We start from the raw sequence: 17180 nt of genomic DNA, 5'->3' as shown, positions 1-17180 counted from the left end.
GGTTAAAAAGTCGTAATAAATGAAAATTATTCGCACCTACTTTCAAAATAAAAGCAGTACAAGTTGCTTGTAATCAATTGATTATAAGTAACTTGTACTGCAAACTTGCGGTATTTATCATTCTGCTGAAATCTTTAATCCAACACCAGCAGCTTCAAAAAAACTAATTTAATAAGGCTTGAAAAAGTGTTAATTGATTTTCAATCACAACTTCTTGGTTAGCTTCTAAGCCACCATCGATGAAAGTTTTATCACCTACAACTTTATAAATTGAAATAGGTTTAACAACTAAGTTTTTACCTTCTTTTGCAACGACATAATTTTGATTATTATCAAAAATGACCGATTTACTCGCAATCGCCAGTTTTTGTTCATTGCCACCATACTCAATCGAAATATTGGCAAACATCTCAGGTTTTAAGCTATAATCTTTGTTGGAGAGTTGAATTCTTACTTTTTCTGTTTTACTTTCCGCATCCAATGTATTGAATATTTTATCAATTTTTCCTGTGTAAATTTTATCAGGAAAAGAAATGGTGGTAATTCTTCCCTCTTGTCCTAAGTGAACCTTCGCAATATCGGATTCATAAACATTTGCTAAAATCCAAACATTATCTAAATTACTTATAGTGAAAAGGTCAGCAGGGTCATCGTTTCGCAATTCCATACCAGTTGCTGCGGCTTTTTCAACAATAAAACCACTTGAAGGGGCTTTTACAATGTATAAAGTACCTTTTCCACCTAAAATGCCTTTTCTTTCGGCAACTCTATCAACTTCGGCTTTAGCAGTTTCTACTCCTTCTTTGGCAGCAACCAAATCTTTTTGTGAAGAAAGTCCCGATTTTGTCATATCATCGGCCACTTGTAAGTTTTTTTGTGCCACTGAAAGGTTGCTTTTGGCAGCAATGGTTTGTTGCTCTAAATCTGCCAAATCACCACTTCTAATAATAGCCAGTACTTGCCCTTTGGTTACATAATCGCCTAATTCAACTTTCACTTCCTCTAAATGTCCGCCCACCAAAGGGAATACTTTCACCACGCCATCTTGGTCATAAGTGATTTTTCCAGTTAAGTTAAGAGCTTGATTGACAGTTTTTAGGCGTACAGTATCTGTTTTGAGGTTTTTAAAAGCAACTTCATCAAGACTGAAAGGCTTTTTTTCTGATGAATTTTCGTCTTGTTTGGCTTGACTTTCGCCACAACCTGTCATTGATGTTGATACAATCAATGTCATGAAAAGACTTATACTTAATGTTTTGACTGAATTTTTCATATGATTATCCATTTAAAATGTTTTTGCCCACTACAAAGTTTAAATTTTCAAAAGCTGAAATTCTGTCATTTTGTAGTTGATTATATTGTAAAATTGTTTGTTTGTAGGAGTCGAAAAAATCAATAAATTCGACTACTGAAATATTTTGTTTCTTATAATTATCCAATACCCCACTGATCAATCGGGAGAAATCATCACTAAATTTATGGTCGATGGTTTGAGCGGTTTGATCCGCTTGTCGAGCTTTGAAATAGGCATTTTGAACTTCTTTTTCAAGCCTTAACTGACAAGCGTTTTGAAGCTTTTCTGCTTCTTGTATTCTGATTTGTGCTGCTTGAATATTTCCTTGATTTTTGTTGAAAAATGGTAAATTCATTCCCACACCAACGCCCAAATAATTGGCAACATAGCCAGCATTTCTATCATAAGTCATTTGCAAAGTAAGGTCAGGTTTACGAAGAGCATTTTGTAATTGCCAATTACTTTCTTCGATTTTTCTTTGGGTGAATGCAGCCTTCAAATCGTAACGATTTTCGGTGGCCATATCGAATAAGTTACTAATAGTCAATGTTTTAAAATCTGCTTGATTGCTTATTTGATTAACAATTGGCTGAAGTGCGTAATTTTTTGCACCTATTAGCATTCCTAAATCTCGTTCGTCATCCATTTTTTGTTGAATGAGTTGTTGCTTTTCAGTTGTCAAACTCACCAAGTAAGCCTTCAAGCGTGTGAGGTCTTTGAGCGGTACATTGCCTTTATCAAATTGTTCTTGATAAGAGATGAGTGTTTGCTGCAAAGTATTAATTTCTTGGTCATACACAGAAAGTGCTTGATTGACAAAATATAAATTGTAGAAAGTAGAACGAAGCTGGAATTGGAGATTTCGGAGTAATTCACGGAAGCTATTTTCGGCTTGTTCGGTATTGGCTTTTGCCAACGAAACAGCCTTTTGACGTTTCTGTGCAACTTGTACCAAATATTGGAATTGTACCAATTGTTCAGCATTATTTTGATTGATGCCGCCCAATTCTTTTTTCTGAGAATTGTAAGGCATGTGTTCGATATACAAATTAGGATTTACTCGAAGTCCTGCTTGAATTTCATAAGCTTTGCTTTCCGAAATCCCTAATTTTGAGGCAATCAGCTGTAGATTTTCATGTATAAATGATTCTTCTGCTTGTGGAAGCGTAAGTTTTAATGTGTCGCCTTGAGCCGAGACTTTGATGCTAAACATTAATAAAACGATAATCAATTTTTTCATTGCATGTAATTGTTTTGTTGATGCAAAATTGTTTATCGAGTATCAAGTCTAATTTAAAGAAGTATTAAAAAAGGATTAAAAGGAAGTTTAGTGAATGTGGAATGTAAAAGGTAGAATGTAAAATGTGGAATGTAGAATGTAAAATGTGGAATGTAGAATGTAAAATGTGGAATGTAAAATGTGGAATGTAAAAATGTAGAATGTAAAATGTGGAATGTAAAATGTGGAATGTAAAATGTGGAATGTAAAAGGCAGGGAGAATTATTTTATTAAGATGCTTGAAATGAGTGATATTACTATTGTAGAAATGGTGTTTTTGGGAATAAAAATAGGAATTTTTGATAAAAGAGCAAGTAAAAAGAAGATTCTTACTTGCTCTTTTTGATTTTTTATCCTTTTCTTGCAATTACTTTCAATGCTTTTTCAACAATTGTTGCAGCATTTAAGCCATATTTTTCCATCAATTGAGCAGGTGTACCCGACTCACCGAATGAATTATCAACGGCAATATATTCTTGTGGTGCTAAGAAGTTTTTTGCTAAAGTTTGTGCAATCGCATCGCCCAAACCACCATTCATTTGGTGTTCTTCGCAAGAAACTACACATTTGGTTTTACGAACTGATTTTAAAATCGCTTTTTCGTCTAAAGGCTTGATAGTGTGGATATTAACAATTTCCGCACTGATGCCTTGTGCTTCCAAAATCTCACACGCTTGAATGGCTTCCCAAACTAAATGACCTGTGGCGAAGATACTTACATCTTTTCCTTCTGAAACCATCCACGCTTTTCCGATTTCAAATTTTTGGTCTGGTGCAGTGAAAACAGGAACAACAGGGCGGCCAAAACGAAGATAAACAGGACCTTCGTGGTTAGCTGCTGCGATTGTCGCCGCTTTTGTTTGGTTAAAATCACAAGGATTAATTACTGTCATATTTGGCAATGAACGCATCATGGCTAAATCTTCCAAGATTTGGTGGGTTGCACCATCTTCTCCCAAAGTAAGACCAGCGTGAGAAACAGCAATCTTTACATTTTTATCAGAATAAGCAACAGATTGGCGAATTTGGTCATAAACACGGCTTGAACCAAAGTTAGCAAAAGTAGTAGCAAACGGAATTTTACCTCCGATTGTCAAACCTGCTGCTACGCCTATCATATTTGCCTCAGCGATACCACATTGGATAAAACGCTCAGGGTTTTCTTTGATAAAAGTATCAATTTTCAATGAACCCACTAAGTCGGCACAAAGTGTTACGACATTAGGATTTGTGCGACCAAGCTCGGTCATGCCAGCTCCGAATCCAGAGCGTGTATCTTTTTTCTCGGTAAATGGATATTTTGTCATTTTTATAATATCGTTTATCAAACAGTTTTTTTTTAATGTTTGATTTGAGAGTTATTCTTGAAATAATCTTAATGATTTGAATGGACTTAATAATCACCCAAAGTCTCAGGCAATTGAGCTAATGCTGCGGCTAATTGCTCATCATTTGGAGCTACACCATGCCATTTGTGGCTTCCCATCATGAAGTCAACGCCAGCACCCATTTCAGTTTTCAACAAAATCATGATTGGTTGGCCTTTGCCTGACAAACGTTTAGCTTTACGAAGTCCAGTAATTACTTGCTCCATATCGTTACCATCAGCAATTTCCATTACGTTCCAACCGAAAGCTTTGTACTTAGCTTTCAAGTCACGGTTATCCATTACTTTTTTTGTTGGGCCGTCAATTTGTTGTCCGTTTAGGTCGATTACAGCAATCAAGTTATCGAGTTTGTGGTGTGGAGCTGCTTGTGCTGCTTCCCAAACTTGTCCTTCTTGTTGTTCGCCATCACCCATCAAGCAATAAACAGTCGTTTTTTCGCCATTCAAACGCTTCGCCAATGCAGCACCAATGGCTACTGACAAGCCTTGTCCAAGTGAACCCGATGCAATACGAATGGCTGGAAGATGTTCGTGAGTTGTTGGGTGCCCTTGCAAGCGAGAATTTAATTTACGGAAAGTTACCAATTCTGCTTTATCAAAATAGCCTCTATGTGCCAAAACACTATAAAAAACAGGGGAAATATGTCCGTTCGAAAGGAAAAATAAGTCTTCGTTTGTTCCGTCCATATTAAAAGTAAGGAATCCTCCTTTGCCTTTACGGTTATTGATTTTCATTTGTTGGAAATATAATCCAACCAATAAATCGGTACAACCTAATGAACCGCCTGGATGCCCTGATTGACAGCCATGAACCATCCTTACGATGTCTCGGCGAACTTGCGAAGCGATGTCTTGTAATTCTTTGGTTTGCATTTAAAAATAATTATTAAGTGTCAAATATACAATTAATACAAAAGTAGATGAAAAAATATAAAAAATGAAGGTTTATATAAATATTCTGCAAAAGTACGGAATACATCTTGCTTTAAAAACATAAAAACCTCACGAAAGCGAGGTTTTTATTGAAATCTGCATAATTTATACAAAAAAATCAAAATAACTTTGGAAAGAATGCTGGAACACTTTTGATGTAGTCAGTATATTGTGGTTTTGTTTCTTGCAATTTCGTTTCTAACAGAACTACTCCCGAAACTTTCATCAATAAAAAAGTCATGAGAATAGGACTATACATAAAAATATAGCCACTATTTGTTATGGCAAATAAATAGAATCCCCACCAAAGCAACGAATCTCCGAAATAATTAGGGTGACGAGTCAAAGCCCAAAAACCAGTTTGTAAAACTTTACCTTTATTGTCAGGATTTTTCTTAAATTGAACAAGTTGCCAATCACCACCAGCCTCAAATATGAAACCTATTGTCCAAAGTATAATGCCAAAATAATCAAAAATACTGAATGTTGATTCTAACTTTGAGATTACAGGTACAAAAACCGATGAAATAATCCATAAAATGATGCCTTGCAATAGAAAAACTCTGAAAAATGAAATCCACCACCAATTTTGTTTGTATTGGCTTCTCCATTCTTGGTAACGATAATCTTCACCTTTCCCAATATTCCGTAATGCTAAATGAATACTCAATCTTAGTCCCCAAATGCTTATCAAAATACAATAAATAAGTGAGCGAGTATCAGAAAGGTTTAGTTTTGTTCGGTAAAACCATGCTACCACCACAAAACCCAGTCCCCAAAAAATATCAATAATACTGGCGTCTTTGAGATACAAACTCAGAAGCCATACAAGTGTCAGACAAGTCATTATGACCAAGAAACCTTGCCCAAAAACTTCACTTTGGAAAGATAAAAAGATGGTAATTACGATCAATGAAATGAGTAATAGAATCCGAGCCATGTTTTGAACTATGTGTAAATAATTATCCTAAAATCTGTTCATGATGTCTTTTTGATTCTACTTTGCTTATAATCTCTTCAATTATCCCTTTTTCATCGATGATAAATGTTGTGCGTACTACACCCATATACGTTTTCCCAAATGTCGTTTTTTCTGCCCAAACACCATAATCGTTGCAGATTTTCAAGTCTTCATCTGCCAATAAATCGAAAGGTAGCTGATATTTTTCGATAAATTTCTTATGTTTCTTTTCACTGTCTGGGCTTACGCCCAAAACCACATAGCCTTTTGCTTGTAATGAATGATAGTTATCTCTCAAATTACAAGCCTCAGTGGTGCAAGTTGGGGTGTCGTCTTGTGGATAAAAATACAAGACTACCTTTTTGCCAAGAAAATCTGAAAGATTAACGACGCTTCCGTTTTGATTTTTTGCTTGAATTTTTGGTGCTGGATTTCCTACTTTTAGAGACATGTTTTTTCTTAGATGATTTCTTTTTTGATACTTTTTTTGAACTTTTCTTTACTAATTTTTGGGTTGCTATGTATTCATCAATATTAACCTCATAAACGGCCAAATTGCCTACATTATCTGTTACTTCCAACTTTAAATCGCCTGAAAATGTTTGTGATTCATCTAATTTTATTGACCAAATCCTGTTTGACTTATATTCATAGTCCATCAAAACCCATTGACCATTCACGTAGCAATTAAAGTTCTTGATACCTGAAAGTCCATCAGAAATAGAAAAACGTAATTCGGTTGAATCAATTTTTACAGGTCGAATTGCTGGAGCTTCATAATCACTAATGATTTGGAAATCACCTAATTCTTTGGTTTTAAATTGAATTCGGTTTCCCGACCAAGTTCCACCCAAATATTTTCGCCCATCATTGACATAATAAACCCCCGTTTTAGGTGAAATCGCCATGCCGGTAGGCGTCCAAGAGACATTGATAAAGTCTTTTAAAGGAATTTTCTCAGAATTGAGGGAAATTCGATTAGCATTGACTGAGGTGCGTAAATATAAAGTATCATACAAAGCATCTGCAAAATCAATTTGAAGATTAGGCTCAGCATAGAATTGCCCTTTTTTAGGTAAAATTTCTTGTTTAATACCTATTTTCTCAGAGCTACTTTCAACTTGTACAAAATCAGCAATTCCTTTGTTTAAATCATATAAATAGACTGATTCTTTGCCTCTTTTATAGGATAATGGAACTGATTTTGGAATGCCTTTGTATTGCAAAATAGCTGTCGTTGTTTTGGCGTTTTTGGCTCTAATGGCAAGGGTGTTTTCGGTAATTGAAGTAGCAATATTTCCAACGAAATTACTCTCATCAGCCAATTCTTCTTCAAAGTTTTCGTTTGGTTGGTCACCTTGAATCGAAAAATTCAGATTAGTTGAATTGCCATAAGAATCTTTTACTCTAATATAAACTTGGTGTAATTGACCATCTTTTACATAGATTTTGCCCTGATTTTGGTCAGTTTCATAAATCGAAAGGCGATTGCCGTCAGAAACATAACATTTCTGAATTCGTACGCCATTTGTTTCAGCTATTTCATAGTCGATATGTACGTTAATATCTTTGGAAATATCAAAAGGCATTTTTTCTAAGTTCAGCTTATAGGTAGTAATACCATCAACCTGTACTTCTAATTCTGTAATACCCATTCTGAAAGGCGAAGTTTGACTGCGGTCATAAGTATTGAGTTCGAGACCAACAATTCCATGAGCTTTAATGACCGTTGGAAGCGAATAATTTCCTTCTGAAACACGAGTAGGAGCAACCGAAACTCGTCCAAACTCTCCATTCACACGAGAATAAGCATTCAAGGTTTTCAAGATAACTCGCTCAATTACAGGCGATTGCGAATCTTGTACTTCCCAAAAACCAAACTTCATTGGATTAATGGCATTTTCAAATTGATCACGAATCTCGAAATGCAAATGTGGCCCGCCTGATGCACCAGTATTGCCAGAAATGGCAACAATTTCACCTTTTTTGATTAGAATTTCATCGGAAGAGGGCGTTAATTCAATGTCCCATGTTTGTTGATTATATTCTTGTTGGCGTAAGTATTGTTCAATACGGCTATTATAATTTTTTAAGTGACCATAAACAGTTGTATAACCGTTGGGGTGTGTAATATAAAGCACATTTCCATAGCCACCTCGCATAACCCTGATTCGTGAAACATAACCTTCGGCAGCAGCATAGATAGGTAAGCCTTCAGCTCCCCCGGTTCTAATGTCCAGTCCGGCATGGAAGTGATTCGTTCGTAAATCTCCAAACCCACCAGATAATGAGGCCTGTTGACCTGGTTGGATTGGAAACATAAAATAGCCTTTTGGATATTCCTGGTTTTGATTTGACGACCTTCTTTGGGCAAAAGCAAAATTAGAAGAAGTATCCGAAACCAAATATGTAATAAGCAAAAGTGAACTTAAAAAGCGTGTAATTATCATGTGTTCTATTTGGAAAAATTACCAAATTCGTTTTATTATTGTATCTTTATAAATATTCATCAAAAACTTCATCTTTACTTAATAGATTCATATTTTCAACAATAGCTTGTGATATAATCATTCTATCGAAAGGGTCTTTGTGAATTAGTTGTAGTTTATTTTGAGCAGAAATGTGATTAAAACTCAATTGGAGGCAAATAATTACCTGCTACGTCTTTTAAAATGTCATTAAAATTACTTTTGAAGTTTAGTTTTCGTAAAGAATTTTTGATTGAAACTTCCCATAACGGAACTAAACTAACAAAACACTTATTAACTGGATTTTCTATCAAATCAATTAATTTTTTAGGTACTTCTTCAGAGCCAGATGTAAACCAAAGAAATGTATGTGTATCTAAAAGTAAGTTCATTACATATAATCCTTAAATTCATCTAATGGCTCGTCAAAATCAGCCGACATTACATATTTACCTTTAGCATAGCCAAATACGGGGCCTTTCTTTTCATCAGATTGTTTTTTCTGGATTTCTGATGCCTTTTTATATTCTAAAAACTCAACAAAATCTAAAACCTCAACTTTTAAATAGTCAGGTAATTTGCTGAATTTTTCAAATAAAATAGCATTTGACACAGCTTTAATGACTTATTATTTATCAAAAATACTTCATTTCACTTCAAACTCCAGCATTTTCTCGCCTTCTATAAAACAACTCAAAGTATCACCTACTTTTACGGGTGCCACGCCTGCTGGTGTACCAGTAAAGATGATATCGCCAGTTTTTAATGTAAAATACCTTGAAATAAAGGCAATGATGGTATCAATTGGATAAAGCATCATTGAAGTGTTCCCTTCTTGGCGAAGGCTACCATTGACATCCAAATGAAAATTAAGATTGGTTAAATCTGTAAATTTTGATTTTGGAACAAAGTTTGAAATTGGAGCCGAGCCATTGAATCCTTTGGCTAAATCCCAAGGTAAGCCCTTCGCTTTAAGTTTAGATTGAATATCTCTTGCCGTAAAATCTATACCAATACCAATTTCGTCATAATATTTATGGGCAAATTTTTCTTCAATATTTTTCCCCATTTTACTGATTTTGACAATAATTTCTACTTCGTGATGCACATCTTGCGAAAAATCAGGGTAATAAAATGCTTCTCCATCCTTCAAAATGGCTGTTTCTGGTTTTGTGAAAATAACAGGTTCGTCAGGACGTTCGTTGTTCAATTCTTTGATATGTTCAGCGTAATTTCGGCCAATAGCGATGATTTTCATTGAAAAATTAGAGTAAATTTGAAGAAAAAGTTTTTATGAAATTGCCAATATTTCTATTCTTTTAAGCAATATTGTTTACAAAAATACGTAATTAATCCTTTGGAAGTAATGATTAAATACTATAATTTTCACTAACTCCGATTTATTAAGGTATATTTGTAACACTATAAGACAAATATTTTGTCTAAAGCACATCTAAATAAAAATTAAAATGAAAACTTTTTTTAAATCTTCTATTGCTGCCATTGTACTGGTAATATTGATTTGGGCTTGTCAAAGAGTGCCACTGACAGGGCGTAAACAATTTGTAGGTTTGGTATCGAACGAACAAATGATTCAGATGAGTTTTACTGAATATAAGGGTTTTATGGATACATCCAAAGTGGTATCGTCAGGTGCAAAAGATGCTGAAATGGTTGCTCGTGTGGGTGGAAGAATTAAAACGGCCGTTGAGAACTATCTAATTCAGAACAATTATAGCCAAGTTATTGATGGCTATCAATGGGAATTTAAATTGGTACAAAGTAAAGAACTAAACGCTTGGTGTATGCCAGGTGGAAAAGTTTGTTTTTATACTGGAATTTTGCCTATTTGTAAAGATGAAGCTGGTGTGGCAGTAGTAATGGGTCACGAAATTGCACACGCAATCGCCAGTCACGGTCGTGAGCGAATGAGCCAAGCAATGGCTGCTCAGGGTATCACACAATTAGGTGCAATTGGTGCTGGTGTGGCAACAGGGAATCAGCAAGTGATGGAAATAGCTGGTCAAGTTTTAGGTGTTGGTTCGCAGCTTGGGTTTGTGCTTCCTAATAGCCGAAATCAAGAATCAGAAGCTGATAAATTAGGCTTGATTTTTATGTCAATGGCAGGTTATAATCCTCAGAATGCTGTAGATTTTTGGAAAAGAATGGCCGAAGCAGGTTCCAAGTCTCAAAAACCACCAAAATTACTATCTACTCACCCTGCTGACGAGACTCGTATTGCCGATTTACAAGCACAATTGCCACAAGCACAAAAGTATTATCAAGCATATTTAAAAAAGTGATCCTTCTTTTTTAAGATTGTGAAAGGTGTTGAAAATTCTTCAACACCTTTTTTGTTGTAAAATTTGGAAACAAGTTTTCTTTATATACATTTGTGCTTGTATAGACAAGTTGTAATTTTAGAATGTTAAAAGATAAGAAAATAGTAATCATTGGTGGTACAACAGGTTTAGGAATATCTGCTGCCAAAGCGTTTATCAAGAACGGTGCAAAAGTGGTGGTTGTTGGAAGAAATCCAGAAAGTTGTGTCGCTGCTGAAATAGAATTAGGCGAAAATGCTCGTGCGATGAGCGGTGATGCAGCAAATGAAAATACAGCAATAAATGCTATTGAGTTGATAATCAGTGAGTTTGGTAGTTTTGATGGGCTTTTTCATGTGGCAGGAGGTAGTGGGCGAAAATTTGGTGATGGGCCATTACATGAATTAACTTTAGATGCTTGGAATAAAACATTTGAATTGAATCTGACCAGCTTGATGTTGTCTAATCAGGCAGCAGTGAAAAAATTTTTGGAATTGGGTAGGGGAGGTTCTATCTTAAATATGAGTTCAGTTTTAGGACAATTTCCTTCTCCAAAATATTTTTCGACTCATGCTTATGCTGCTACAAAATCGGCTGTGACAGGGTTCTCAAAATCTATTGCAGCTTATTATGCTCCAAATAATATTCGCATCAATGTTTTAGCACCAGCTTTGGTCGAAACACCGATGTCTCAACGTGCATCAAAAGATGAAACAATTTTGAATTTTATAAAAACTAAACAGCCACTTGATGGCGGTAGAAATGGACAAGTTAATGACTTAGATGGAGCGGCAGTTTATTTTATGTCTGACGCCTCAAAATTTACTACTGGTCAGACACTTTTTGTTGATGGTGGCTGGGGAATAAGCTAATTAAGAATGTAGAATTATGAATTAAGAATGTAGAATTATAAATGTTATAATTTGTTCATTATCAGTTAAATGAGGAATTTATAAAAAATTAAAATCAATAAAAACCTCATTTGGGGGCAAGAGATTTATGTTCATCGGAATAGATTTAGGAGGAACAAATATTAAGGGTATCATCATCAATAAAAATGGTGATGTGTTGAAGCAGCACTATATCCCTACACAAGATACTGGAGATGGCTCTTGGCGTGAAAATGTCAAGGAAATGGTCATTTATCTAAAAGATTTCTTGAAAGAACCGATTTTAGGTATTGGGCTTTCTGCTCCAGGTTTACCCAATGAGCAAAATCAATGTATTGCTTACCTTCCTAATCGTTTGAATGGTTTAGAAAATTTTATGTGGGGCGAATATTTGGGTGAGGCAACTTATATATTAAACGACGCTCACTCGGCTTTGATGGCAGAAGTGAAATTTGGTGTAGCAAAAGACAAGAAAAATGTAGTTTTACTCACACTCGGCACAGGCGTTGGTGGTGGAATTTTGATTAATGGACAATTATATCAAGGACTTTCACAAATGGCAGGACATTTAGGACATATTTCTGTAAATGCTACTGATAACAATACAAGTATTGTGGGCATGGTTGGAAGTTTAGAATATGCCATTGGTAATTATTCGATTGAAGCCCGAACACATGGAAGATTTACTTCAACATGGGCATTAGTGGAAGCCCATCGCAAAGGTGATTATTTTGCTACATATACATGGCTTTCTTCCATACAAAAATTGGCCATAGGTATTAGTTCAATTTCAAATGCACTTTCTCCCGAAATGGTGGTTTTGGCAGGAGGACTTACACTCGCCGATGATGCACTTTATGAGCCTTTGAAGACATTCATGGATTTATATGAATGGCGACCAGGTGGTAAAAAAACAGAAATTGTTCAGGCATATTTTGGTGATATGGCAGGAGCAATTGGAGCAGCAGCGTTTGTTCAATCAAAGTTGATGTAATTAGCGAAATTAATAGAATTATATAATAACATTTACCAAACAATTGAATTCAATGAAGTGGGTTTTGTCAATAGTTTAGACATTCTCAATTTTTAATTATCAATTCTCCATTAGTCTCTATGAGTGTTATCCAAGAATACATCTATAAATCTCGTCAAATCATTGACGTTGTTGAAAAACAAGAAGAACAAATTAAAATTGCGGCTCGATGGTTTTCGGATTCGATTTTGGCAGGAAGAATGGTGCATGTTTTTGGTTCTGGCCATAGTAGAATCATGGTTGAGGAAATGTGGCCACGCTATGGCTCTTTTGCAGGTTTTAACCCAATTGTTGAACTTTCTTTGACTTTTCATAACCTCGTTGTGGGAGCAAATGGTCAGCGACAAGCCATGTTTCTCGAAAATGTGTCAGGTTTAGCAGATAGAATTCTAAGAAATTTTGACATAAACGAAATTGATACTGCTCTTGTTATTTCGTCTTCAGGCTGTAATGTTGTACCTATTGAAATGGCTGAAATTTTTCAGAAAAAAGGTATCAAAGTAGTGGCTCTGGTTACAAAACAGCATTTAGAAGCAAGTACCAGTAAGCGAACTGATGGAAAAAAACTTTCTGATTTTGCCGACTTAGTACTTGATACAGGAGCTCCAGTTGGTGATGCGATGGTTTATGTACCAAATTTAGATACACCTGTTTCGCCTGGTTCAACAATAGGGGGAGCATTACTTGTTAACAGCATCAAAGCTCAAGTTGCAGAATATTTAACACTTGCAGGCAAGCCACCTAAAGTGCTGACCGCAGGTGTATTGGTTGGTACTCAAAAAGCTACTGAATTATTTGAAGCAGCTTATGATGAACATGCCCATCGAATCGCTAAAATGTATGAGAAAAATGGTATTCAGTCTTACATTTCTAAAAAAAATGATTGAAATAAAAGAAATCACTGCGGCAGAAACTTGGCCATTGAGACACAAAGTAATGTGGCCTAATAAACCATTTGAGTTTGTGATTTTACCAGAAGATGAAGATGGGTTACACTATGGTTTGTACGAAAAAGAACGCTTAGTTTCAGTGATTTCATTATTTAAATTTGGAAATGAAGGGCAGTTTAGAAAATTTGCAACTGACAAAGATTTTCAAGGAAAAGGCTATGGGTCTAAACTACTCAATTATTTAATGAAAGAAGCTAAATTATTGAATATCAAATATCTATTTTGTAGTGCAAGAGTAAATGCCATAAGTTTATACGAAAAATTTGGTATGAAGGTAGTGTCTGATGTTGTTCGAAAAAATGGGAAAGATTACGTAAAAATGGAAATTGTTTTGAATGAATAAATTTTGAAAATGCTACAATCATTAATAAAATTATACGACCGAGATTTACAAAATCTCAGAAAAGAAATCGAAGCTTACGAAGACGAAAACGATTTGTGGATGATTCGTGGTGAAATCAAAAATTCTGCAGGAAATCTTTGTTTGCATCTAATGGGAAATCTCAACCATTACATCGGGCATCAGTTGGGGAAAACTGATTATGTTCGTAATCGCCCTTTGGAGTTTTCAGATAAGAATGTACCAAGAGCCGAAGTAATTGCTAAAATTGAAGCTACAAGAATCATGTTGAAAGCTATTTTACCAACACTTTCAGACGAAATTTTAGCACAAAATCATACAGAAGAATTCTATGGTGGACACGATTCCAATGAATATTTTCTGATTCATCTTTTTGGACATTTTAATTATCATTTAGGGCAAATCAATTATCATCGAAGACTTATTTCAAATTAAGAGTTAATTCAAAAAATATGCAACCTATACCTATTCGTACTACAGTAGTAGGAAGTTATCCTTTTCCAGGATGGCTTGAATTTGCTTCTCAAAATTTGGATAAATTTGGAGCAGCCGACATTGAAGAAATGATTGAAGATGCAGTCATTGCTGCCATTCATGACCAAACTACTGCTGGTTTGGACGTGATTACCGATGGCGAGCAAACTCGCCTAGATTTCAATTTATCATTTTATGGCTTCATCAAAGGGCTTGAACCCAATCATTCAGAAACTCGGAAATTTGGTCCACCCGCTCATGACCAACGAGGAAAACATTCAATTATTGAACCTTTAACCGCCCCTAAAGGCTTAGGTGCTGTGAAAGAATTTGAAAGATTAAAACGACTTGCTCCTGCTGGATATACTTTAAAAGCCTCAGTTCCAGGCCCTTACACTCTTTCAGGCAGAATGTTGCCCGATGGTAAAATCTACAAAGACCGTTTTGATGTGACTGAAGGACTATTACCTTATGTCAAAAAAGAATTAGAAGATTTGGTTGCCGCAGGTTGTACCGAAATTACAGTAGATGAGCCTTCCATGTCTTGTTATGCTTACAAAGAAGATACTAAGCGTTTTGTTGATATTTTTAATAGAACCATTGAGGGGGTTGTAGGAAAAGCAAGGGTTTCTACACATTTATGCTTCGGAAATTTTAAAGGGCGACCAGTTGGCTATCGAAAATTGCACCCAATGTTACCTGATTTTTTAGATATGAATGTTGACGAAATTCATATTGAAATGGCTAATCGAGAATTTGATGAAGTAGAATTATTGGCAGCATTTGCTGAAAAAATGGATGTAGCTGTAGGTATAATTGACGTTAAAAATTATTACTGTGAAAGTGTAAAAGATGTAATTGAAAGAATAGAATTATGCTTAAAATATGTCCCAGCCGAAAAATTGGCAGTTGCTCCCGACTGTGGATTAAGTCAAACTGCTCGTTGGGCTTCTCGTCAAAAATTAATCAATATGTGTGCTGGAGCAAAAGAAGTAAGAAGAAGACTTTTTGAATGATAAATGATTAATTGTGAATGATAAATTTGGCATTAATGACGCTCTAATAAAGATACTTTAAAGGGTGTGTAATTAACCATTTATCATTCACAATTCACAAAAATTATCTTCCAAAATCATCTTGTACACGTACAATATCGTCTTCATCTGAAGGGTTTTGTGGGTCGGTGTGTTGCCAGATTTCTGCAATAATTCCCCATTCACCTAAACCAATCAAACGATGTCTTTCGCCTTGTTTTAAGTTAATAATCGTTCCCAAAGGCAATGTTTGTAATTCATTTTCCTCATCGGTTTCGCTCGTCACAACGCCAGCAACTCCGCCAACTACTTTCCAAATCTCAGCACGTCGGAAATGATATTGCCAAGATAAACGTTTGTTGGGAGCAACAACCAATATTTTTGGGCTTAATTTTCGGCCAATACCAAAATCATTGACTGATAAATGCGGGAAATAAGTTTCGATAAATTTAGGAGCTTGCGACTCATCTAATACAAAAAAACCTCCCCAGGGGCGGCTTTGGTCTTGTTTGTCGATGTTAAATCCTAAATCAGTAATAACTTTTTCTACTTGGCTAAATACGACTTCTTTTGCAGTTTCGGCTGAAAATTTCATGGATTATATGCGTATGAAAGTTTAATGAATTACATTTGTGAACAAAAATAGTATTTTAAATTGCGATTGGCAAATCTTTTATACTTGAAACACAATTTTATGAATTTTGCTAAATTAATATGATTAAAGTCGAGAAAATTGATTCGTTTACAGGACACAGAGATTGTGTTTATGCTTTAGAAAAATCGGGTGAAAAGCACCGTTTTTTTTCGGCTGCAGGTGATGGATTTGTGGTTAGATGGAATCTTCAAAAACCTGATGTGGGCGAATTGATAGCAAAAATTGCACATTCTGTGTACGCATTGGCATATTTACCTCATATAAATCATTTATGGATTGCCGAAAATTTTGAAGGAATTCATGTAATCGATATTGAAACCAAACAAGAACTTCGTTCGTTAAAATTAGCTCCAACCAATTATTTTGATATTCAGATTTACCAAAACCAAGCTTTTGTAGCAGGCGGAGATGGTGTAATTTCTGTGATTGATGTAGAAAGTTTTGTTTTTCGTAAACACATCAAAGCATCAGAAATGAGTGTACGCTGTTTGGCGATTAATCCAGTTGATCGAGAATTGGCGGCGGGATTTAGTGATAATACAATTAAAATATTTGACTTACTAACGCTTGAATTGAAGCAAGTAATTGCAGCACACAGCAATTCGGTTTTTGCTTTAAAATACGCTCCTGATTTTAGATTTTTGCTTTCGGGAAGCCGTGACGCTCGCTTGAAAATATGGAATATTGAACAAAATTATGCTTTGGAAAAGGAAATTGTAGCCCATACTTTTGCTATTAATCACATTGCATATCGCCCTGATAATAGGCTGTTTGCAACGTGCAGTATGGATAAGTCAGTAAAGATTTGGGATGCAGAAACATTCAAACTATTAAAAGTGATTGATCGAGCCAGACACGCTGGACATGGAACATCTGTAAATAAGTTGCTTTGGACAGATTTTGATGACCAAATTGTGTCAGGAAGCGATGATAGAACGATTTCAATATGGAAGCTATACGAAGAAAAATAGTCTAAGTGTAAGCATTAAACCTCCTTTTTTTCTTATTTTTGCTAATTAAAATAATATTTTTGAAATTTGGCAATATGATTGCTTAGAGAGTATTAGAATATTACAATTACTGAATGTGAAAGTTGCATTTTTTTAATAAAAGAAAAAAAATAGATTATTTGTTCGAAAA

At 35.2% G+C, this 17180-nt stretch carries 19 protein-coding genes; 8 read left to right on the top strand and 11 right to left on the bottom strand.

The genetic code is table 11. The annotated features are described in order from the left end of the window. Positions 1-163 precede the first annotated feature (163 nt). The 10 genes from ACQUQZ_RS15295 to ACQUQZ_RS15250 all read right to left on the bottom strand — a co-directional run bounded on the left by ACQUQZ_RS15295 (position 164) and on the right by ACQUQZ_RS15250 (position 9580). Positions 164-1273, bottom strand: a complete 1110-nt coding sequence (locus ACQUQZ_RS15295; protein ID WP_435355890.1) for an efflux RND transporter periplasmic adaptor subunit — start codon at positions 1271-1273, stop codon at positions 164-166. Positions 1274-1277: 4 nt separating this feature from the next. Further along, positions 1278-2534: a TolC family protein gene (locus ACQUQZ_RS15290; RefSeq protein ID WP_435355889.1), complete on the bottom strand. Its 1257-nt coding sequence runs from the start codon at positions 2532-2534 to the stop codon at positions 1278-1280. 389 nt (positions 2535-2923) lie between these two features. Continuing rightward, a complete protein-coding gene (locus tag ACQUQZ_RS15285; RefSeq protein WP_435355888.1) occupies positions 2924-3880 on the bottom strand; it encodes a transketolase family protein in 957 nt (318 codons plus the stop codon). 86 nt (positions 3881-3966) lie between these two features. Next, a complete protein-coding gene (locus ACQUQZ_RS15280) occupies positions 3967-4833 on the bottom strand; it encodes a transketolase (protein WP_435355887.1) in 867 nt (288 codons plus the stop codon). 178 nt (positions 4834-5011) lie between these two features. After that, positions 5012-5833: a DUF1295 domain-containing protein gene (locus ACQUQZ_RS15275; protein WP_435355886.1), complete on the bottom strand. Its 822-nt coding sequence runs from the start codon at positions 5831-5833 to the stop codon at positions 5012-5014. 22 nt (positions 5834-5855) lie between these two features. Next, the gene (gene bcp / locus ACQUQZ_RS15270) at positions 5856-6305 is read right to left on the bottom strand and encodes a thioredoxin-dependent thiol peroxidase (RefSeq protein ID WP_435355885.1); all 450 of its coding nucleotides are present in this window, start codon (positions 6303-6305) and stop codon (positions 5856-5858) included. Further along, positions 6238-8304: a M23 family metallopeptidase gene (locus ACQUQZ_RS15265; protein WP_435355884.1), complete on the bottom strand. Its 2067-nt coding sequence runs from the start codon at positions 8302-8304 to the stop codon at positions 6238-6240. The genes bcp and ACQUQZ_RS15265 overlap by 68 nt, the downstream gene beginning before the upstream one ends. Positions 8305-8480: 176 nt before the next feature. Continuing rightward, positions 8481-8714, bottom strand: coding sequence for a type II toxin-antitoxin system VapC family toxin (locus tag ACQUQZ_RS15260; RefSeq protein WP_435355883.1), 234 nt, complete (start codon positions 8712-8714; stop codon positions 8481-8483). After that, complete coding sequence (vapB, locus tag ACQUQZ_RS15255; protein ID WP_435355882.1) at positions 8714-8935, bottom strand: type II toxin-antitoxin system VapB family antitoxin; 222 nt, start codon at positions 8933-8935, stop codon at positions 8714-8716. The genes ACQUQZ_RS15260 and vapB overlap by 1 nt, the downstream gene beginning before the upstream one ends. 33 nt (positions 8936-8968) lie before the next feature. Beyond that, positions 8969-9580: a fumarylacetoacetate hydrolase family protein gene (locus tag ACQUQZ_RS15250; RefSeq protein ID WP_435355881.1), complete on the bottom strand. Its 612-nt coding sequence runs from the start codon at positions 9578-9580 to the stop codon at positions 8969-8971. Positions 9581-9791: 211 nt separating this feature from the next. Between ACQUQZ_RS15250 and ACQUQZ_RS15245 the strand changes: the two genes are divergently transcribed. The 7 genes from ACQUQZ_RS15245 (at position 9792) to ACQUQZ_RS15215 (ending at position 15367) form a co-directional block, all read left to right on the top strand. Beyond that, positions 9792-10625: a M48 family metallopeptidase gene (locus tag ACQUQZ_RS15245; RefSeq protein ID WP_435355880.1), complete on the top strand. Its 834-nt coding sequence runs from the start codon at positions 9792-9794 to the stop codon at positions 10623-10625. A 122-nt stretch (positions 10626-10747) separates the two neighbouring features. Beyond that, positions 10748-11515: an SDR family NAD(P)-dependent oxidoreductase gene (locus ACQUQZ_RS15240; protein ID WP_435355879.1), complete on the top strand. Its 768-nt coding sequence runs from the start codon at positions 10748-10750 to the stop codon at positions 11513-11515. 127 nt (positions 11516-11642) lie between these two features. Further along, positions 11643-12527, top strand: a complete 885-nt coding sequence (locus ACQUQZ_RS15235) for an ROK family protein (RefSeq protein ID WP_435355878.1) — start codon at positions 11643-11645, stop codon at positions 12525-12527. Between the two features lie 119 nt (positions 12528-12646). Further along, positions 12647-13453: a sugar isomerase domain-containing protein gene (locus tag ACQUQZ_RS15230; protein ID WP_435355877.1), complete on the top strand. Its 807-nt coding sequence runs from the start codon at positions 12647-12649 to the stop codon at positions 13451-13453. Continuing rightward, positions 13446-13859 carry a GNAT family N-acetyltransferase gene (locus ACQUQZ_RS15225; RefSeq protein ID WP_435355876.1) on the top strand — a complete coding sequence of 138 codons (414 nt, stop codon included), beginning with the start codon at positions 13446-13448 and terminating at the stop codon, positions 13857-13859. Before ACQUQZ_RS15230 ends, ACQUQZ_RS15225 begins: the two co-directional genes overlap by 8 nt. A 9-nt stretch (positions 13860-13868) precedes the next feature. Then, positions 13869-14312, top strand: a complete 444-nt coding sequence (locus ACQUQZ_RS15220; protein ID WP_435355875.1) for a DinB family protein — start codon at positions 13869-13871, stop codon at positions 14310-14312. Between the two features lie 17 nt (positions 14313-14329). Next, a complete protein-coding gene (locus ACQUQZ_RS15215) occupies positions 14330-15367 on the top strand; it encodes a methionine synthase (RefSeq protein WP_435355874.1) in 1038 nt (345 codons plus the stop codon). A gap of 103 nt (positions 15368-15470) precedes the next feature. On the opposite strand, the gene ACQUQZ_RS15210 is transcribed toward ACQUQZ_RS15215, so the two are convergent. Beyond that, complete coding sequence (locus ACQUQZ_RS15210; protein ID WP_435355873.1) at positions 15471-15980, bottom strand: phosphoheptose isomerase; 510 nt, start codon at positions 15978-15980, stop codon at positions 15471-15473. 119 nt (positions 15981-16099) lie between these two features. On the opposite strand from ACQUQZ_RS15210, the gene ACQUQZ_RS15205 reads away from it, so the two are divergent. Then, entirely contained in the window at positions 16100-17011 is a 912-nt protein-coding gene (locus tag ACQUQZ_RS15205; RefSeq protein WP_435355872.1) for a WD40 repeat domain-containing protein, read from the top strand. Positions 17012-17180 lie beyond the last annotated feature (169 nt).

The sequence above is a fragment of the Emticicia sp. SJ17W-69 genome (assembly GCF_051209875.1).
In the GTDB taxonomy this organism is placed as follows: domain Bacteria; phylum Bacteroidota; class Bacteroidia; order Cytophagales; family Spirosomataceae; genus Emticicia.
The sequence above is the reverse complement of the archived record's forward strand: the minus strand, read 5'-3'. Positions and strand labels throughout refer to the sequence as shown.